The sequence below is a fragment of the Synechococcus sp. RSCCF101 genome, assembly GCF_008807075.1.
In the GTDB taxonomy this organism is placed as follows: Bacteria; Cyanobacteriota; Cyanobacteriia; order PCC-6307; family Cyanobiaceae; genus RSCCF101.
The window spans coordinates 2,787,961-2,807,791 of sequence record NZ_CP035632.1 but is presented as its reverse complement, the minus strand read 5'-3'; the positions used below and the strand labels follow the sequence as shown (position 1 = coordinate 2,807,791).

At 66.2% G+C, this 19,831-nt stretch carries 15 protein-coding genes and 1 pseudogene; 2 read left to right on the top strand and 14 right to left on the bottom strand.

Features of this window, described 5'->3' with window-relative positions; translation table 11 throughout:
* Positions 1-22: 22 nt before the first annotated feature.
* The 11 genes and pseudogenes from EVJ50_RS13505 to rpsT form a co-directional block, all read right to left on the bottom strand.
* The gene (locus tag EVJ50_RS13505) at positions 23-250 is read right to left on the bottom strand and encodes a DUF2997 domain-containing protein (protein ID WP_150884549.1); all 228 of its coding nucleotides are present in this window, start codon (positions 248-250) and stop codon (positions 23-25) included.
* Positions 251-325: 75 nt separating this feature from the next.
* Positions 326-1,132, bottom strand: a complete 807-nt coding sequence (locus EVJ50_RS13500) for a HEAT repeat domain-containing protein (protein WP_150884548.1) — start codon at positions 1,130-1,132, stop codon at positions 326-328.
* A gap of 64 nt (positions 1,133-1,196) precedes the next feature.
* Positions 1,197-1,322, bottom strand: coding sequence for a hypothetical protein (locus EVJ50_RS15240; protein WP_255452568.1), 126 nt, complete (start codon positions 1,320-1,322; stop codon positions 1,197-1,199).
* A gap of 22 nt (positions 1,323-1,344) precedes the next feature.
* Complete coding sequence (locus EVJ50_RS13495; protein WP_150884547.1) at positions 1,345-3,150, bottom strand: sodium:solute symporter family protein; 1,806 nt, start codon at positions 3,148-3,150, stop codon at positions 1,345-1,347.
* A gap of 21 nt (positions 3,151-3,171) precedes the next feature.
* Positions 3,172-4,233 carry a 23S rRNA (adenine(2503)-C(2))-methyltransferase RlmN gene (gene rlmN / locus EVJ50_RS13490; RefSeq protein ID WP_370455521.1) on the bottom strand — a complete coding sequence of 354 codons (1,062 nt, stop codon included), beginning with the start codon at positions 4,231-4,233 and terminating at the stop codon, positions 3,172-3,174.
* Complete coding sequence (locus EVJ50_RS13485; RefSeq protein ID WP_150884545.1) at positions 4,227-4,397, bottom strand: chlorophyll a/b-binding protein; 171 nt, start codon at positions 4,395-4,397, stop codon at positions 4,227-4,229. The genes rlmN and EVJ50_RS13485 overlap by 7 nt, the downstream gene beginning before the upstream one ends.
* Positions 4,390-8,388: pseudogene (locus EVJ50_RS13480) on the bottom strand (DNA-directed RNA polymerase subunit beta'); the annotation flags it as partial. The gene EVJ50_RS13485 and the pseudogene EVJ50_RS13480, both read right to left, overlap by 8 nt.
* Positions 8,389-8,542: 154 nt before the next feature.
* Positions 8,543-10,447 (bottom strand): DNA-directed RNA polymerase subunit gamma, encoded by a 1,905-nt coding sequence (locus EVJ50_RS13475; protein ID WP_150884543.1) that lies wholly within the window; start codon positions 10,445-10,447, stop codon positions 8,543-8,545.
* Positions 10,448-10,513: 66 nt separating this feature from the next.
* Positions 10,514-13,804: a DNA-directed RNA polymerase subunit beta gene (gene rpoB, locus EVJ50_RS13470; RefSeq protein WP_150884542.1), complete on the bottom strand. Its 3,291-nt coding sequence runs from the start codon at positions 13,802-13,804 to the stop codon at positions 10,514-10,516.
* Positions 13,805-14,058: 254 nt separating this feature from the next.
* A complete protein-coding gene (locus EVJ50_RS13465; protein ID WP_225322958.1) occupies positions 14,059-14,853 on the bottom strand; it encodes a TatD family hydrolase in 795 nt (264 codons plus the stop codon).
* A 35-nt stretch (positions 14,854-14,888) separates the two neighbouring features.
* Entirely contained in the window at positions 14,889-15,188 is a 300-nt protein-coding gene (gene rpsT / locus EVJ50_RS13460) for a 30S ribosomal protein S20 (RefSeq protein ID WP_150884541.1), read from the bottom strand.
* A gap of 200 nt (positions 15,189-15,388) precedes the next feature.
* Here rpsT and hisD point away from each other — a divergent pair, with 200 nt between their 5' ends.
* Positions 15,389-16,672 (top strand): histidinol dehydrogenase, encoded by a 1,284-nt coding sequence (gene hisD, locus EVJ50_RS13455; protein ID WP_150885057.1) that lies wholly within the window; start codon positions 15,389-15,391, stop codon positions 16,670-16,672.
* A gap of 49 nt (positions 16,673-16,721) precedes the next feature.
* Here the strand turns inward: hisD and rpiA are convergent, their stop codons facing one another.
* The 3 genes from rpiA to EVJ50_RS13440 are packed head-to-tail and all read right to left on the bottom strand — an operon-like array spanning position 16,722 to position 19,445.
* Positions 16,722-17,441, bottom strand: coding sequence for a ribose-5-phosphate isomerase RpiA (rpiA, locus tag EVJ50_RS13450; protein ID WP_150884540.1), 720 nt, complete (start codon positions 17,439-17,441; stop codon positions 16,722-16,724).
* Positions 17,442-17,500: 59 nt separating this feature from the next.
* On the bottom strand, positions 17,501-18,631 hold the full coding sequence (locus EVJ50_RS13445) for a trypsin-like peptidase domain-containing protein (RefSeq protein WP_370455519.1): 1,131 nt from the start codon (positions 18,629-18,631) through the stop codon (positions 17,501-17,503).
* Positions 18,632-18,659: 28 nt separating this feature from the next.
* Positions 18,660-19,445, bottom strand: a complete 786-nt coding sequence (locus EVJ50_RS13440) for a metallophosphoesterase (protein WP_150884538.1) — start codon at positions 19,443-19,445, stop codon at positions 18,660-18,662.
* 35 nt (positions 19,446-19,480) lie between these two features.
* On the opposite strand from EVJ50_RS13440, the gene EVJ50_RS13435 reads away from it, so the two are divergent.
* The gene (locus EVJ50_RS13435; RefSeq protein WP_150884537.1) at positions 19,481-19,744 is read left to right on the top strand and encodes a hypothetical protein; all 264 of its coding nucleotides are present in this window, start codon (positions 19,481-19,483) and stop codon (positions 19,742-19,744) included.
* Positions 19,745-19,831 lie beyond the last annotated feature (87 nt).

Below are 19,831 nucleotides of genomic sequence, written 5' to 3'. Positions count from 1 at the left end.
GCAGGGGGCGGCTGAACAGGCGTCAGGAGTCGCCGGTGCTGACGGTCTCCCCGGAGAGGGAGACGCCGACCGAAACGGACTCTGAGGCCTGGAGGAACGCCTCGGAGCTGGCGACCCGCTGCTGAACGACACCGAGAGAGGCCTCGATGCGCTCCGTCAGGTCGTGACAGGCGGGGCCTGCAACACCTTCAACGGTCTCCTCAACCCGACCGTCGGCGTGAATACGGAAGCGGATGGAGCGTTGCGGCACGGCAGGCCCGCGAATGCAGCGGATGCTAACGGCGGCAACCGAGCTGTGCCGGAGGCCGGACTGAGTGCGAGAACCTCAGACCAGCAGCCCTTCTTCCACCAGGGTCTGGACCCGTTCGAGCACATCCGGGTCCTCCAGCTGTTCGAGCGCCACCCGGGCCTCATCGCGCACGCCGGGATCCCCGTCATGAACCATGGCGTGGAGGATGGCGGACACCACCTCCTCCTGCCTCAGGGACATCAGCAGGGGATGGAGCCGGCCGAGCCCCCAGATGCTGTTGCTGCGCACCACCGACTCGCTGTCGATCCGCAGGCTCAGCAGCAGCTGCGCGGCGGCGGGGTCCGCCTTGGCCGCGCTGGTGCTGCCGGCATCGGCCAGGGAACTGGAGGCCCAGAGCCTCACCGCGGCGATGTCGAGCTGGAGCGCACGCATCAGTGGATTCAGCACCGGGGCGTCCGGGTAGTTGCCGAGGCTCCAGGCCACCGCCTTGCGCACGTAGCCGTTGCTGTCGTTCTGCAGCAGCTGCAGCAGGGGCTCAACGGCCAGAGGGGAGGGATTGCGGCCCAGGGCATAGACCGCACTCATGCGCTTGATCGGGCAGGCGGCATGAAGGAGACCGAGCAGATGCGGAACCGATCGCGGATCCCTGTGCTCGCAGAAGATGCGCAGCCCCTGCAGCTGCTGGTCATGGCTGCCCTGGAGGAGCAGCAGACCCTGATCGCACTCGGCGGCCGCATCCAGACCCGCCTCGCCCTGATCGGTCAGCTCGTCGAGGGGGTCTCCACTGAGCTCGGCCGCCAGTTCGCGCGCCAGAACCTCGGGATCAAGCGCGAGCTCCTCGGGGCTCTGTGAGCTGGCGGCGGCGGGGCCAGGGTCCGTCATCGGCGCATCGTAGAAGCTGCCTGGTCACAGGTTCCGGGCCTCGGCGCACCGAAGAACCAGCGGCTCACTGCAGCGGCGCCGGAGCCTGCATGTCACCCGGAAGCCACAGGCGCGCGCTCACCACCAGAAGGGCCAGCGAGAACAGCGCAACGATCAGAATCGGCAGAAGAACCGAGCGGAAGAAGCCCACACCTGGAGCACAGCAGAGGGCATCATCCCGCCTGCCGGTCAGCCATCGCGAAGGACCAGGCCATGCGGCGCCAGAGCACGGCAGCAGACGGGACAGCCACCAGCAGCCCGCCCCAGCCCCAGATCGACTGATGCAGCAGGAAGCCGCCGAGGCCGAGCATGGCGCCGAACAGCAGACCGCAGCCGCTCAGCAGCCGCACGATCAGATCGAGAGGGGATTCATCGGCCAGCACGCCCGTGCGCCGGCGCCAGGCCGCCCAGCCCGGCCCGCAGGGGCGCACCGTACGCACGAAGCGCTCCAGCACCTCGGCGGACTCCGGTGGCGTGGCCAGCATCACCAGCACCCAGATGACGGCGGTCAGGCCAGTGGTCACCGTCAGCCGCAGGCCGTAGTCATCGATGCGAAGCAGAGGCACCACCGAGGTGGACAACCCGACGAGGAACCCCCCGAGCATCGCGGCGAGCTCGGCCTGGGCATTGATCCGCCACCAGAACCATCGCAGCAGCAGCACCACGCCGGGGCCGGTGCCGATGGCGATCACCAGGCGGAACACCGTGGCGATGCTGGTACTCAGCAGGGCCATCAACACGCTCAGGAGCACCAGCAGGACCGAAGCCGCCTGGCCCACCAGCAGCAGCTCCCGCTGACTGGCGCCGGGTCTGAGGAAGCGGAGGTACAGATCATGGGTCAGGTAGCTGGCTCCCCAGTTCACGGCCGTGCTGACCGTGCTCATGAAGGCGGCCACCAGGGAGACCACCACCAGGCCGAGCAGCACCGGCGGGAGCAGCTGCACGGCCAGGGCCGGGTAGCTGAGTTCCGGATCGCTCTGATCGGGCAGGAGAACCAGGGCGGCCAGGGCCACCACGATCCAGGGCCAGCTGCGCAGCAGATAATTGACCCCGAGAAAGACCCAGCCGGCCTTGGTGGCCTGCCGTTCATCGCGGGTGGCCAGGAGGCGCTGGATGAATTCGCCGCCGCCGTCGCTGCGTCGGAAGCTCCACCACTGCAGGGCGATGTAGGCCGAGAAGGTGGCGACACTGATCCCGGAGCCCTCCAGCCACTGCAGACCGCCCCCATCCAGCTGCCAGGGCACGAGGCTGAGGAGCTCGGGCCGCTGGAGCTGATCAAGCTTCTCCAGCAGGGTCGTCATCCCGCCGGCGGCACGCACCGCCGCCACCGCCACCGCGAGGGCGCCGGCCAGGGCCAGGATCAGCTGGACCATGTCGGTGACGACCACCGCCCAGAGGCCTCCGAGGGCGGTGTAGATCAGCACGAGCGCACCGATGCCGCCCAGCAGCAGGGCCGCGTCCGTGATCTGCAGCGGGGGCAGTCCACCCGGCAGAGCCCATTGCGCCAGCACCCTCTCATCAACGAGGCCAAGGGCCTGGGCCACCTTGCGCATGGCCAGGAAGGCGTAGCCCAGGCCGATGCAGTTCACCGGAACGGCGAACAGGAACGCCTTGATCCCCCGCAGCCAGGCGGCTGGGGCACCGCCGTAGCGCAGCTCGGTGAAGGCGGCATCGGTGAGCACGCCGCTGCGGCGCCAGAGCGGCGCGAACACCACCGCCATCGCCACGTGGGCCACACCGAAGCTCCACCACTCCCAGTTCCCGGCCAGACCCCTCAGGCCGACCAGCCCCGCCACATAGAGCGGGGTGTCGACGGAGAAGGTGGTGGCCGCCATGGAGGCGCCCGCCAGCCAGCCGTTCAGGGAGCGGCCGGCGGCGAAATAGTCGTCCTCGCTGCGGTTGCGGCGTGACAGCCAGATGCCCAGCAGCAGGCTGAACAGCAGGTAGGCGGCAAGGATGACCCAGTCAACGGCAGCCATGCGGGAGGGGGAGCGGCCGTCTCAGGCCTGGGGTGGACTCTGATGACGGCGCAGCTGGCCACAGGCCGCATGCTCATCGAGGCCGCGGCTGGCGCGCACGCTCACGGCCAGGCCCCGTTGCTCGAGGGCGCGACGGAACCGGCTCACCGCGGCGTCGGCGGGGCGATCGAAGCCGGCCCCGGCGACGGGGTTATAGGGGATGAGATTGACGTGGCTCTGGAATCCGTGAAGCCGATCGGCCAGGGCCGACGCCTGGCGGGGGCTGTCGTTGACACCCCCGAGCAGGGTGTATTCGAAGCTGACGCGACGGCCCGTGCTGGCCACGTAGGCGCGGCAATCGGCCAGCAGCGCATCGATGGGGTAGCCCTCGGCCGTGGGGATCAGATGCTCTCTCAGGGCCTGGTCCGGCGCATGGAGGCTGACGGCCAGGGTGAACTGAACCCGTCCGAGACGCTGCAGGGCCAGCTCCGCCAGACGGGGGATCGTTCCCGGCACGCCGACGGTGCTCACCGTGATGCGGCGCTGACCGATGGAGCACTCCCGCTGGATCGTGCCGATGGCCGACAGCACGGCCTCCATGTTCAGCAGCGGCTCGCCCATGCCCATGAACACCACATGGGAGGGACGCCGCTCCATGGCCTCGCGCACGCTGAGCACCTGGTCGACGATCTCGTGCGGATCGAGGGAGCGCTGCAGTCCACCCATGCCGGTGGCGCAGAAGCGACAGCCCATGGCACAGCCGACCTGACTGGAGACGCAGACGGTCAGGCGCTGATCGGTGGGGATGCCGACGGTTTCGATCAGAGCCCCATCCGCGGCCTCGAGCAGAAGCTTGGTGGTGCCGTCGGAGGCCACAGAGCAGGCGGCCCGGCTGGATCGCCCCACCCGGAGACCATCCGCCGCCAGTTGCTGACGCCAGGCCGAAGGAAGCACCGTGACCTCCTGCAGGTCATGGCAGCCGCGTGTGTAGATCCACTGATGCAGCTGCCGGCCGCGATAGCGGGGCTGGCCGAGATCCTCGGCCAGACACTCGAGTTCGTCCTGGCTGCGGCCGAGGAGGGCCGGGGAAGCCTGGCTCACCAACTGAGCAGACCGTGACCGAGACGGATCTCCACAGCGATCAGGGCGATGAAGCCGAGCATGGCGAGCCTGCCGTTGAGGCGCTCGGTGTGCTGGTGGAAGCCGAAGCGAGGCAGGCGGCGGCTGGGCACATCCCGAGGTTCCGGTAGGGCGATGGGCTCAGTCATCACTCAGCAGCCCCTCCTCCTGAAGGTTTTCCACGGCGGTGGGGTCGGGTGCGGAGGCGGTGCCCGACTCGCTCTCCTCCGAGGGACGCTCGAAGGCCGCGAAGGAACTGGCGGCGGTGGGCTCGATCCCATGGCGGGAGCGGGTCGCCTCCAGGTCCTCTTCGGAGGGATCGTCGAGAACGGCGGCACCGGTGGACTCGGCCGGAGCCGGGGTCTCCACGGTGTAGTCGGGCCGCAGATTGGTGGGGCGGCGGTAGCCCGCTGTCTCCTCATCGAGGATGTCGGGGTGGGGACCGGCCTCGGCGCGCAGTTCCTCCTCGAAGCCGCTGAAGCCAGTGCCGGCAGGGATCAGACGGCCGATGATCACGTTCTCCTTGAGACCGCGCAGCCAGTCGCTCTTGCCTTCGATGGCCGCCTCGGTGAGCACGCGGGTGGTTTCCTGGAAGCTGGCGGCCGAGATGAAGCTGTCGGTGTTCAGCGAGGCCTTGGTGATGCCGAGCAGCACGGGCGTGAACTCGGAGGGGGCACCGCCGGTGATGGCCATGGCCTGGTTCACCTGCTCCACCTGACGGAGTTCCATCAGTTCTCCGGGAAGAAGCGTGGTGTCACCGGCATCCTCCACACGCACCTTGCTGGTCATCTGACGCACGATCACCTCGATGTGCTTGTCATCGATGGTGACTCCCTGCGAGCGGTAGACGTTCTGAACTTCGCTCACCAGAACGCTCTGGAGCTGGGCGATGGCCTGCTGCGCCGCCTCGAGAAGCGGTTTGCGGCCGCGAAGATCGTCAAAGAAGCACTCGAGCAGGTCGTGGGGGTTGATGGGGCCATCGGTGAGCAGTTCACCGGCGCTCACCTGCTGGCCGTCACTGACCATCACATTGCGACCCAGAAGAATGGGGTAGTCGCTGAGGGCATCGTCCGATTCAATCACCTGAACGATGAGTGAATCGTCGTCCTCACCCTGCTTGACCTGAACCGTCCCGGGCTTGCGGCAGAGCACGGCGGCATCCCGCGGACGGCGGGCTTCGAGCAACTCCTCGATCCGGGGCAGACCCTGGACGATGTCACCGGTTTTCTGGCGCTCGAAGACCAGCAGCGCCAGTGGATCGCCCCGCTGAACGAGATCGCCGTCGCGCACATGCAGGACAGACTCCGGAGACACCATGAAGGGCCGGGCCAGACGGATGGTGAGGGTGGAGCCATTCACCGTCTCCACCTGACCGCTCTCGCTGGATGGCTGGGACGGAGCCAGCAGATCCCCCTCCACGATGCGCTGGCCGGGCTGCACCAGGGGTTCGCCACTGATGGTCACCGTTGCGGTGTCATCGTCCCGCTCGACGATCATGCGGCGGACGGGCTCGCCATCGGCGGGTGTCGGCAGCTGCACCAACCCGGACTCCTTACAGAGGATCTGGGTGGTGGCGATCACATCTCCGGCCTTGACGGAGCTGCCTCCTTCCACCTGGAGCTCGGTGTGGGTGGACCCGTGGCTGGCATCGGAGAGAGTATCCCGACGGACCAGAAGGGTTTCGAGGATCACCAGCTGCAGGCGTTCAATCGTCTTGGCACGCCGATCCGGAACCCGTTCCACATCCACGGTCATCTGGGGTGTGGTGTCGAAGGTCTCCAGGATGAGCTGGGTCTTGAGCAGCTCAACGCCCTCGACGGACTTGATCAGTTCACCGTCCTTGAAGGCCAGCCGCTGGGTGGCCTTGAGGCCGAGATGAGGGCCGCTGGGTTGTTTGACCACCGCGAGATCCGGGAGCTTCGCGGCATCGGGGATGGAGTACTCCTCAACGGGGCGCAGCAGCAGCGCACCGCCATCGGGTGTGTCCACGGTCTGGACATAGACCATGGCCTCCGCCGTGAGGTCGTCACTGATGGCTTCGCCGGGATTGACCAGGACGCCATCGCTGCGGAAGCGATCGAGCACCTTGCTGTCGCTGCAGAGATGCAGCGAACCGGAACGGACGATGATCTCGCGCAGAATGTCGTTCTTCTGAGTGACGGTGACAATGCCGGCGGTCTGGCTGAAGATGTCCTTCACCACCTCCGTGCCGGCCTCGATCCACTGACCGTCCTCGATCATCAACAGGGAAATGTCCTTGTTGATCTCGTGGGTTTCCTGCGGGATCCAGAGCAGAGTGCCGCCCTTGTTCACCTCGTAGCCGTTCTTGGCCGAGCGCGCCCGTTTGATGGCCAGTCCAGGTGCGTACTTGACCAAGCCACCGGTCTGGGTGTGGAAGCGATCGTCAGCCAGTTCGGCGATCACCTCGCCGTTGCCGATCTTGCTGCCGGGCTGGGTCTTGAGCAGATAGCGGGTGCCGTCCTTGGCCTCCAAATGCCAGATCTCACCGGAGTGGGTGGACTGCTCCAGCAGTTTGAAGTCCTTCAGCGTGAGGCTTGTGGTGACGATCTGCACCTCGCGTGAGTCGCCGGTGGATTCGCGCAGACGCACGGCACCCCCGTATTCGCTGACGAGGCGGCTCTCAGCCAGCACATCGCCTTCCTTGACCTCCACATCCCCGGGAACACAGGGCTGAGCGTTCGGGGGAAGGTTATAGACATCGCCATTGAGGACCCACATGCGGCCGAGACGGGTGGCCTTGTGGGTGATATTTCCCTGGCGGTCGGTGACTTCACGCGGCTGGATGATCTCTTCATAGCGAACCTGACCGGCCCGATCACAGATCACATCCTTGGTGGCTTTTTCAACGCTCTTCTTGACCGCCGTGCCCGAGACGATCTGAGCAAGGATCGTGTCCGCAGGCACCTCGTCGTCCTTGGAGACGAAGAGCAGCGAGCCATTGGTGATGTCCACATTCTGCTTCTTGCCCTTGCCGCTGGGTTGCACCGTAAGGGTGAAATCCGTTTCAGCCTGCTGCGCTTCCACCCCGTGAGGCGTGCGGTAGGGGCGCAGGCGGGCCTTGCTGCCGAAATGGACGGTGCCGGCGATGGTGGAGCGCACCACGCCGGTTTCCGCGGTGGACACACCCCCTGTGTGGAAGGTGCGCATGGTGAGCTGGGTTCCGGGCTCGCCGATGGACTGGGCGGCGATGATGCCCACCGCCTCACCGAGGTCCACCAGCTGGTTGTGAGCCAGGGCCCAGCCATAACACTTGCGGCAGACCGAACGGGCGGCTTCACAGGTCAGCGGCGAGCGCACCATCACGGTTTTGACTCCGGCCGACTCGAAGCGCGAGGACAGGGGCTGGTCGATCTCGGTGTCCCGCTCCGCCAGAACCTCCCCGTCGGCTCCGGTGACCTGCTCGGCGGTGAGACGGCCCACCAGCTTGGAGCCGAAGCCCCGTTCGTCGGCCGTGACGAAGATGCCACGTGTGGTGCCGCAGTCGTCCTCACGGACGATCACATCCTGAGCCACATCGACCAGGCGGCGGGTCAGATAGCCCGAGTCAGCGGTGCGCAGGGCGGTGTCCACCAGACCCTTGCGCGCCCCATACGAGGAGATCACGTACTCGGTGACCGTGAGGCCCTCGCGGAAGTTGGTGCGGATCGGAAGGTCGATGATCTCACCCTGCGGGTTGGCCATCAGACCCCGCATGCCGACCAGCTGACGCACCTGTGACATGTTGCCGCGGGCGCCGGAGTTGGCCATCATCCAGACGGAATTGAGCGGATCGTTCTCGTCGAAGTTCTTGCGAACGGCACCCACCAGTCGCTCATTGGTTTCCGTCCAGGTGTCAATGACCTTGGTGTGCCGCTCCACTTCGGTGATCTCACCGAGGCGATAACGCTCCTCGGTGGCCGTGATCTCCTCCTCGGCTTCATTGAGCAGCTGCTTCTTGTCGTCGGGGACCTTCAGGTCATCGACTGAGATCGAGACCGCGGCCTGGGTGGCGTAGTGAAACCCGAGGTCCTTCAGCTGGTCGGCCATCGCAGCCGTGGCGGCGGTGCCATGGTGCTTGTAGGCCCAGGCCACCAGTTGGCGCAGACCCTTCTTGTCGATGACCCGGTTGCGGAAGGTGGGCCGCTTCAGATCACCAGCAGGCTCGTTGCTGCCGGGTGCGGTGGCGGAGGGCAGCTGGGAACGGGTCATGTCGGACGCGGAGAGGACGGCGTGTGAGGAGTGAGTGAATCGGGGAGTGGGAGGCTCCGGTCAGACGCGGAGCCGGGTGCGGAGATCAGCCGACAGCGACGGCGTCCATGATCGTGTGGTTGATCACGACGCGCCCGACGGTGGTGAGCAGGTAGCGGCTGATCAGGGCGCCGTCTTCATCGAGCCGGTCACGCCGCAGGGGCCATTGCTCGATGCGCGTGCCGTCGCTGAGTGTGTCGGTCGCGATCGGTTCATCGGAGTCGGCATCGTCTTCAACCTCGCCGTTGAAGCGGACCCAGACCCAGTCGTGCAGGCCGATGCGCTTGTCCTCGAAGGCGGTGAGAACGTCGGAGAGGCTGGCGAAGGTGGCGGCACGATCGCCGAACTCAGGCTGAGGCCGTTCCCGTTGAAGAGCTGTGAGGTAGTAGGCGCCGAGCACCATGTCCTGAGACGGGGTGATGATCGGCTCACCGGTGGCCGGGGAGAGAATGTTGTTGCTGGCCAGCATCAGCATGCGCGCCTCGGTCTGGGCCTCGATCGCCAGAGGCACGTGAACAGCCATCTGGTCGCCGTCGAAGTCGGCGTTGAAGGCGGGGCAGACCAGGGGATGGAGCTGGATGGCTCGACCATCGACGAGCTTGGGCTCGAAGGCCTGAATACCGAGACGGTGCAGGGTCGGAGCACGGTTGAGCAGGATGGGATGCCCATCAATGACCTCCTGCAACACCTGCATCACCTCATCATCGGCCTTCTGAATGAGCTTCTTGGCCGCCTTGATGTTGTTGACGATGTTCTGCCTGATCAGGCGGTGGATGACGAACGGCTGAAACAGCTCGATGGCCATTTCCTTGGGCAGGCCGCACTGGTGCATCTTCAGCTTCGGACCCACCACGATCACCGAACGACCCGAGTAATCGACACGCTTGCCGAGGAGGTTCTGACGGAAGCGGCCCTGCTTGCCCTCGATGATGTCGCTGAGTGACTTGAGCGGGCGGTTGTTGGCCCCCACCACGGTGCGTCCCCGGCGACCGTTGTCGATCAGGGCATCAACAGCCTCCTGCAACATCCGCTTCTCATTGCGGACGATGATCTCGGGAGCCAGGATCTCCTGCAGGCGGGCCAGTCGGTTGTTGCGGTTGATGACGCGCCGGTAGAGGTCGTTGAGATCACTGGTGGCGAAACGGCCGCCGTCCAGCTGCACCATGGGGCGCAGGTCCGGCGGGATGACCGGGATCACGTCGAGCACCATCCACTCGGGCCGGGCTTCGGTGGCGATGAAGTTGTCGATCACCCGAAGGCGCTTGATCAGCTTGGCCCGCTTCTGGCCGCGGCTGCCGCTGATCTCCTCACGCAGTTCTTCAGCGATCTGGGCGAGCTCAAGATCCTCGAGCAGCTCCTTGAGGGCCTCGGCTCCGATGCCGACACGCGGCTCGTTCTCGATTTCGGAGTCTTCAGCGTAAATCTCATCCTCGATTTCCAGCCACTCGTCCTCCGTGAGCAACTGTTTGTACTTGAGATCCTTGTGGTCGCCGGGATCAAGGACCGTGTAGCAGTTGAAGTAGACGATCTGCTCCACATCACGGAGGGGCATGTCGAGCAGGATGGCCACATAGCTGGGGATGCCCTTGAGGTACCACACGTGGGACACGGGCGCCGCCAGCTTGATGAAGCCCATCCGGTGACGCCGCACCCGGCTCTCGGTCACCTCAACGCCACAGCGCTCACAGACGATGCCGCGGTGACGCACCCGCTTGTACTTGCCGCAGTGGCATTCCCAGTCCTTGGATGGGCCGAAGATCTTCTCGCAGAAAAGGCCATCCATCTCCGGCTTGAGGGTGCGGTAGTTGATCGTCTCCGGTTTCGTCACCTCGCCGACCACCTGACCGTTCGGGAGGGTGCGCTGGCCCCACTGCATCACCCGCTCCGGGGAGGCGAGGGTGATCTTCACATAATCGAAGTGATTGCCGGAGCGAAGATTGCTGTTGGACATGGCGATGAGAGATCAGGAAACGGCGAACGGATTCAGAGCAGCACGGAAACGGTGCAGTGAACGGAGTCAGTCATCGTCGTAGTCGGCAACACCCAGCGATTCGTAGGTCGGGCGGTTCGGTGTGCTGCGACGGGGGTTGACGTCCTGCATCAGATCGACCTCCTCACCTTCATCGGTGTACACAGCGATATCGAGGCCCAGTGACTGCAGCTCACGCATCAGCACCTTGAACGATTCAGGGGTTCCGGGCCTGGGAATCGGCTTGCCCTTGACGATGGCGTTCAGCGCTTCGTTTCGGCCCTGCATGTCATCTGACTTCACCGTGAGGAGCTCCTGCAGGGTGTAGGCCGCTCCATAGGCCTCGAGCGCCCAGACCTCCATCTCGCCGAGACGCTGACCACCCTGCTGGGCCTTGCCACCGAGGGGCTGCTGGGTCACGAGGGAGTACGGGCCGGTGGAGCGGGCATGGATCTTGTCGTCCACCAGGTGAACCAGCTTGAGGATGTGGGCATAGCCGACAGTGACGGGCTGATCGAACGGTTCTCCGGTCCGGCCATCCACCAGCTGGATCTTGCCGGGGTTCTCAGGGTCATACACCCACTCCCGACCGGGCTCGCTGGCCGCTTCGGAGAGGTAGGCCTCAACGGTCTGACGGGATTTCTCAGCCCCGTGCATCTCGTCGAAGGGCACCACTTTGACGCGACAGCCGAGGTTCGCTGAGGCCCAGCCCATCAGGCACTCGAACACCTGGCCGACGTTCATGCGGCTGGGAACCCCAAGGGGATTGAGCACGATGTCGATCGGCGTGCCGTCCGGGAGGTAGGGCATGTCTTCGCGGGGAAGAATGCGACTGATGATTCCCTTGTTGCCGTGGCGGCCGGCCATCTTGTCGCCGACCTGGATCTTGCGGCGCTGGGCGACGTAGACCCGCACCACCATGTTGGCGCCGGGGGGTAGCTCATCACCCTGCTCGCGGGTGTAGATGCGCACGTCCACAACACGTCCGCGTTCCGTGCTGGGAACCCGCAGAGAGTTGTCGCGGACATCGCGGGCCTTCTCACCGAAGATGGCACGCAGGAGTTTCTCCTCGGGCGGCTGGTCGGATTCGCCCTTCGGTGTCACCTTACCGACAAGGATATCGCCGGATTCAACGAACGCACCGATGCGGATGATGCCCATCTCATCGAGGTTGCCGAGGGTCTCCTCAGCCACATTGGGGATCTCACGGGTGATCTCCTCGGGGCCCAGCTTGGTCTGCCTGGCCTCGATCTCGTACTTCTCGATGTGCACCGAGGTATAGAGGTCATCCTGAACCAGACGCTCGCTGACAAGGATGGCGTCCTCGTAGTTGTAGCCCTCCCACGGCATGTAGGCGATCAGGACGTTCTGCCCCAGGGCGATCTCGCCCCCCTCACAGGCTGAACCATCGGCCAGCACCTGGCCCGCAATCACGCTCTGCCCCTGCTGAACGATGGGACGCTGGTTGAGGCAGGTGTCCTGGTTGGAACGTTGGTACTTCTGGAGGAGATGCAGGTGCTCCCGCCCATCCTCGTCCTCGATGACGATGGTGTTGGCATCCACGAAGGTCACGGTCCCGTTGACACGGGTGATCGGAACCATGCCGGAATCGCGGGCGACCTGGGTCTCAAGGCCGGTGCCCACCAGGGGACGCTCCGGGCGCAGCAGAGGCACGGCCTGACGCTGCATGTTCGAACCCATCAGCGCACGGTTGGCATCGTCGTGCTCAAGGAAGGGAATCAGGGAGGTGGCCACGGAGATCACCTGGACCGGTGAGAGCTGCACGTAATCGACCTGCTCGGGAGGCACCTTCTCGAAATCCTGCCGGTAGCGGACCGGAATCAGCTCCGCCGTGATGCGACCGTCGGCGTCGGTGGCGACGTCACCGGGAGCGACCCTGCACTCGTCCTCGCGATCAGCGGAGAGGTAGATGGGATTGCCATCCTTGTGAACGATGCCGTTCTCGACCTTCCAGAAGGGAGTTTCGATGAAGCCGTAGTCGTTGACGCGGGCGTGGGTGGCCAGCGAACCGATCAGGCCGGCATTGGGGCCCTCCGGTGTTTCGATCGGGCAGATCCGGCCGTAGTGGGACGGGTGAATGTCACGAACGGCGAAGCCGGCACGCTCGCGGGTCAGGCCTCCCGGGCCCAGGGCACTGATGCGGCGTTTGTGCGTCAACTCAGCCAGAGGGTTGGTCTGGTCCATGAACTGGCTAAGCTGGCTGGAGCCGAAGAACTCCTTGATCGCGGCGACCAGGGGCTTGGGGTTGACCAGCTGCGCAGGCGTGAGGGAGTCGGTCTCGCCGACGGTCATTCGCTCCTTGATGATGCGCTCGAGTCGGTTGAGACCGACCCGGACCTGGTTCTGCAGAAGCTCGCCGACGGAACGGACGCGGCGGTTGCCGAGGTGATCGATGTCGTCGAGGGTGGCGCCACCGACATCGAGCTCAAGATTGATCAGGTAGTCGATCGTCGAGAGGACATCCTCGGCCGTGAGGGTGCGGACCGTGTCGGGAATGGTGAGACGCAGCTTCTTGTTGATCTTGTAGCGGCCGACCCGACCGAGGTCGTAACGCTTGGGATCAAAGAAGCGGCTCTGAAGCAGTTGCTGGCCACCGCTGACTGACGGGGGCTCACCCGGCCTCAGTTTCTTGTAGAGCTCAAGCAGAGCCTGGTCTTCAGAGCTGATGCCCTCATCATTGGCCGCCTCGATCGACTTGGTGTAGTACTCGGGGTGACGGAGCTTGTCGAGCACATCATTATCCGAGAGCCCGATGGCACGCATCAGAACGTGCGCACTGATCTTCCGGGTCTTGTCCACCCGGACATGCAGCAGGTCGTAGCGATCAGTCTCGAACTTCAGCCATGCACCCCGGTTGGGAATCATGCTGGCGTTGAAGGTCTTGCGACCGTTCTTATCCTGCTCCTCCTTGAAATAGACGCCTGGACTGCGAACAATCTGATTGACGATGACGCGTTCAGCGCCGTTGATGATGAATGTGCCGCGTTCCGTCATCAACGGCAGCTCGCCGATGAACACCTCCTGTTCCTTGATTTCGCCGGTTTCCTTGTTGACAAGCCGGCACGTCACATACATCTGGGATGCGAAGGTCGCATCACGACGCTTGGCCTCTTCCACATCGTGACGCGGCCGCTTGAGGCGGTACTCGCTGCCAACGAAGTGCAGCTCCAGCTTGCCGGTGTAGTCGGTGATCGGCGAGAAGCTCTCCAGTTCCTCGATCAGCCCCTTCTCGAGAAACCAGCGGAAGCTGGCCCGCTGCACCTCCACCAGATCAGGCAGATAAGTGGCGGTCTTGGCGACCTGGATCGCGCTGCTCATGCGGGAACCTGGGGCAGGAAGAGGATTGGAGAGGAGGACCCTGTTGGCTGGACACGCAGGCGACAGGCCTGGTGGAACGCAGCGTGGATTCCGATCAGATGCCGCGGAAATGGCACCGGAGGCACCGGAGGCATCGGGATCGAGGCAGGGTCAAGGCGGCCTGGCGGAGTCGGGGCTCAGAGGCGGAAGAGGCAGCCAGAGGAAATGGCAATGGCAGCCCAATAGAAGATCTTACCTCAAGACGAGGCTGCGCTTCACGGAAGGTTGAACAGTGCCCGGGCGTTGGCGGTGCTCTGTTGCGCGACCGTGGCGAGCGAGACCTCTCTCAGCTCAGCCACCCGCTCAGCCACATGGGCCACCAGCGAGGGTTCATTGCGCTTGCCCCGACGCGGCACTGGGGCCAGAAAGGGGCAGTCGGTCTCCACGAGATAGCGATCAGCCGGAACAAGCCGGGCACAGTCGTGAGTGGCCTCAGCCTTGGGGAAGGTGACGATGCCGCTGAAGCTGATGTGGAAGCCGAGGTCCAGAAACGCCGCCATCTCAGTGGTGTCACCCGCCCAGCAGTGCATCACGCCACGCGGACAGCAGCCGCGCGCAGCCCGCTCACGCAGCAGGTCCAGCATCGGCTCGGCGGCATCGCGGCAGTGAATGATCACGGGCAGGTCGAGGTCCACAGCCAGATCCAGCTGCGCCGCCATCACCGCCGTCTGCTGATCGAGGTTGCGAGCCCGGAACAGATCCAGCCCAAGCTCCCCGATGGCCACAACGCGTGGATCGGCCTCAGCCGCCCGGCGAAGCACGCTCTGGGTGTCCGCCTGCCAGTGCTCCACATCCAGCGGATGGACCCCGACGGCATAGCGCAGCTCGGGAATCCGGTCGGCCAGGGCGCGAATCCCCTCGATCTCGCCGGGCACAACGCAGGCGTGCAGAAGGGACACCACACCGGCGGCCCGCCAGCGTTCGATCACCGACTCAAGATCGGAGTCGAACGTGCGGAACACGAGGTGACAGTGGCTGTCGATCAGCTCGGTGGCCGGCCCGGAGGACAACCGGAGGTCAGGAGAGGCCTGCACCCCGGTTGCGCTCACGAGGAGGGAGCTTCGACCGCCTGACGCACGGCGGCACTGAGGCGGGCCTTCTGATGGGCGCCGTTGTTGCGATGAAGCACGCCGGTCTTCACGGCCTTGTCAATCTTGCTGAAGGCCGCATTCATCGAGGTGCTGACCTGCTGCCTGGCCGACTCGGCGGGATCCTTGCTGTAGGCCTCACAGGCCTGGAAGCAGCGCTTCATCAGGGTGCGGACCGCTGACTTGTACGACTTGTTGCGGAGGCGATTGCGCTCCGCGATCAGGACGCGCTTCTTGGAGGATGGGTTATTGGCCACAGGCTGAAGAGAAGTCGCCGCGGGGCGATACTGGTCGATCCGAGATCTTAGATCAGGCCCTGTCGCCGGTCAGCCCATCCCGTCTGCTCGCTGCGCAGCCCGTCCACCCCTGCCCCGCCCACCCGTTGAACGTGACCGAACGGCCGTCCCAGAGGACCGCAACCGCCAGCGCCGATGCCGGTGGGCAGCCCGGGCCGGACATGGCCCGCATCGATGATCCCCGGCAGGCCGGTGCCCGGCTGGATGCCATTGCCGCTCGCACCCGCTCGGACGATCAACGCCAGGCGGAAGCCAGCGTTGCCCAGATCATCGAGGCTGTACGCCGCCGCGGTGACGCCGCGGTTCTCGAGTGCAGCGAGCGATTCGATGGCTGCCGGCCCGAGCCGCTCCGGGTCCCCGAAGCCCGGATCCTGGACGCCTGGGAGAGCTGTGATCCCGGCCTCCGCAGCGCTCTGGAACTGGCCCACCGCCGCATCTCCGATTTCCACCAGCGCCAGAAGCCCTCCGACATCCATGTGAGCGGCATCCACGGCGAGGAGCTCGGCAGGCGCTGGCGCCCCGTTGGCAATGCCGGCCTCTACATTCCGGGCGGCCGGGCGAGCTACCCCAGCACGGTGCTGATGAACGCCGTGCCCGCCAGGGTGGCCGGGGTCCAGCGGATCGTGATGGTGACGCCGCCCTCCGCCGACGGCTCGGTGAACGCCACGGTCCTGGCGGCCGCCCATCTCTGCGGCATCAATGAGGTCTACAGGGTCGGAGGGGCCCAGGCGATCGCCGCGCTGGCTCATGGCACCGAGAGCATCGACCGGGTCGACGTGATCAGCGGGCCCGGCAACCTCTGGGTCACCCTGGCCAAGAAGGCGGTGTACGGAGAGGTGGGGATCGATTCCCTCGCCGGTCCCAGCGAGGTCCTGATCATCGCGGACCAGAGCGCCGATCCCGAACAGGTGGCGGCCGACCTGCTCGCCCAGGCGGAGCACGACCCCCTCGCGGCGGCGATCCTGCTCACCACCTCCCGTTCTCTGGCGGAAGCGGTGCCGATCGCTCTGGCCACGCAGCTGGAACGCCATCCCCGGGCCGAGGTGTGCCGGGCGTCGCTGCAGCGCTGGGGGCTGATCGCTCACTGCCCCTCGCTGGAGGCAGCGGCCCAGCTGAGCGATCGGTTCGCCCCCGAGCATCTCGAGCTGCTGGTGGAACGGCCCGCACAGCTGGCCGACCACATCCGTCATGCCGGAGCGATCTTCATGGGCCCCTGGTCTCCGGAAGCGGTGGGGGACTACCTGGCCGGTCCCAACCACACCCTGCCCACGTCCGGTACCGCCCGTTTCGCCGGCGCCCTCAGCGTGGAGACCTTCATGAATCACACCAGCCTGATCCGGTTCAGCCAGGCAGCCCTGGAGGCCACCGGCGCCGCGGTGATCGCCCTGGCCGAGAGCGAGGGGCTGCACAGCCACGCCCAGTCGGTGCGCCAGCGTTTGAGCTGACACCGGCGGCATCCCCGGGGCGGCCTCCGCAGCGCGGGAGCCCCCCCGCTCAGACCTGCCGGGCCATCTCGCGCACGGCAGGCTCCCCTTCGACGATGTCCCCGACGAGGACGCGGTCGGCCAGGCCGGTGAACAGCCCGTTCTCGAGGACGCCGGGGATGTTGTTGATGCGGGCCTCCAGGGCAGCGGGATCCCCGATCCCGCCCTCGACCATCACATCCAGCACAAGGTTGCCCTGGTCGGTCACGACGGGGCCGGCCTTGCGCGTGGCCATCCGCAGGTCGGCGCTGGAGCATCCCATCCCCATCAGCGTGGCCTGGACCTGACGCCAGGCCCCGGAGAGCACCTCGACGGGCAGCGGGAAGGACAGATTCAGACGGGTGACGAGCTTGCTGGCATCCACGACGATCACGAAGCGATCGGCACGGGCCGCCACCAGCTTCTCCTGCACATGACAGGCGCCGCCGCCCTTGATCAGCTGGAAGGCGGGGTCCACCTCATCGGCACCGTCGATGGCGAGATCGATCCGGTCCACGGCGTTGAGACCCTTGAGGGGAATCCCGAGCTCGGAGGCCAGCACCTCACCCTGAAACGAGGTGGTGACACCCAGAACATCGCGCAGCGAGCCGGACGCCAGACGTTCGGCGAGAAAACGGATCATGTGGGCCGCCGTGGAGCCGGACCCCAGACCCACGACCATGCCATCGGAGATGAGGTCAACCGCCGCACGCGCCACGGCTTGCTTCATCCGGTCCTGCAGATCCGACACATCCCGTCCTCAGAGCGGCGCGACCGTAGCAGCGGGCCTGCGCTGTGGAGGGGATGGCCTCAGGCCTGGCGGGGCATCGCCTCGGGAGTCACGCTCAGCCGCAGCTGGCGTCCGCCACGCAGCACCGTCAACGGAAGCGGCCGATGCAGCTCGGCACCCTCCACCAGCGCCAGCAGGGCGGCCGGATCGGGGATGGAGCGATCGCCTGCCGCCACGACCAGGTCACCACGGCGGAGGCCGGCGTCCTCGGCCGGGCTGCCGGCAATCACCTTCTGCACGAGCGCGCCCTCGCGTTCCGGCAACTGCAGCACGGCGTTGGGATCACGGTTGTGTTCGCGCGCCAGTCGGGCCGTGAGGGGGACCAGCTGTACCCCCAGGTAGGGGTGCAGCACATCGCGGCCATCGCTCAGCTGGGCGGCGACCCGTTCGGCCAGGGCGATGGGGATGGCGAAGCCCAGGCCGGCGCCCGGGCCGGAACGAACCAGGGTGTTGATGCCGATGACCTCCCCGGCCGCGTTGACCAGGGGGCCGCCGGAATTGCCGGGATTGATCGCCGCATCGGTCTGGATCAGATCGAGACGCTTGTCGGCGAAGCCGAGGCTGCTGATGTTGCGATGCAGGCTGCTCACGATGCCGAGGGTCACCGTGCGCTCGAGGCCGTAGGGGGTTCCGAGGGCGATGGCCCAGTCCCCCACATCGAGAGCATCGGAATCCCCGAGTGGAGCCGCCTGAAGCCCCGGAGGGGGCGTGATCCGCACCAGGGCGATGTCCGTGACGGGGTCGGCACCGACAACCGCGCCATCCACCTGTTCGCCGCTGGCCATGGTGACCGCAACCTGGTCGGCGCGATCGACCACGTGGGCGTTGGTGATGATCAGCCCGTCCTCATCGATGACAAAACCCGAGCCCTGGCCCCGCTCCCGGCCCAGAGCCCCCGGGTCCGCCAGCAGATCCCGCAGCAGCGGATCGAGCAGGGCGGGATCGAAGACGGGACGCTGCACCGTGCGTTCGGTGTCGATCCGAACCACGGCCGGTGCCACGCGCCGCGCCGCACCCGAAACGAAGTTGGTCAGCTGGGCCGGGCCCGGCACGGCGTCGGCCGCGCGGGCCACAGGCGCCAGCGGGCCGGCGAGCAGCAGGGCCAGAAGGACGAGGGCGGCCAGCCAGGACCGGCGGGTGATCGGAAGCACAGCCGTGGCACGAGTCTGAGCAAGCACGCTACTGAGATGGATCGGGCCAGCGCAGCAGGGTGTCCCTCCAGCCACCATCGGGCCACAGCTGCAGCAACCGGCCGCCGGGCCATTCGGGCCGGCCGAGCGGACAGGGCTGAACCGGCGGGGCCTGCACAAGGGTGGATGGACACCCCAGCAGGGCAGAGCTCAGGCCGTGGCGATCGGCGCCGCGCCAGTGCTGATGAATGTGCCCGAAGACAACCACGCGGATCCGCGGCTCGGCCCGGACGACATCCATCAGCCGGTCTCCATCCGCTAGCCCCATGGCATCGAACCCTGGATCGCCGATCGGCACGGGTGGGTGATGGAGGGCCAGCAGCACCGGTCCCTCACTGTTGGTCAGGTTGTGCGTCAGCCAGCGGATCTGCCGATCTCCGAGCCGGCCGCCGGCACAGCCCGGCTGATGGCTGTTCAGCAACACCAGAGTCCACGAGCCGAGACGACACCAGGAGGGAGCCACCAGAGCCCGGCGTCCGAGCACGGCCCGGAGCAGCGAACTCTGCTCATGGTTGCCGGGCGTGACGGCGACAGGGAACGGCAACTCCGCCAGCAGGGCCCGCAGGTGCACGTAACCACCCCAGCTCTCGTCCTGGCAGAGATCACCGCTGATTAGCAGAAGGTCCGGGCGGGAGCCGCACTGCCGCAGCGCCGCCGCCAGACCGTGATGCAGCTGAAGCAGCGCGTCCCGGCCCCGGCAGCGGCCGCGGGCGTCGGCGAGCAGATGCGGATCGCTGAGCTGGAGAAGGGTGAGCGTGCGCTCTGACGGTGGCATCGACTTAGGTTGATGCTGTGTTGAGTGGTCCGTTCATGGTCTCCGCCGCCTCCGCCAACCGCCAGCGCTGCAGCCTGTGCAAGGTGGAGATCGAAGCCCTGCCAGGAGGCCGCGAGCAGGTGCTGTTCAGCCAGGGGGAGCCCGGCAGCCGGGCCAAGCTCTGGGCCCGCGTCTGCCAGTACTTGCGGACGCCGGAGCAGTGCGCCCAGTGCATCAACCAGGATCCGGGCCGGCGCGGAGCCGTCCAGGAGACGGATTACTACGCTGAAGCTCCTCGGCTGGACCTGCCCCAGCAGTGAGCCAACTGAACCGTCCGGGGCATTGGAGGGCGATCCCCTAGGTTGGATGCGCCGGATGGCATGTCTGTGCTGATCCGTTCCCGAGCA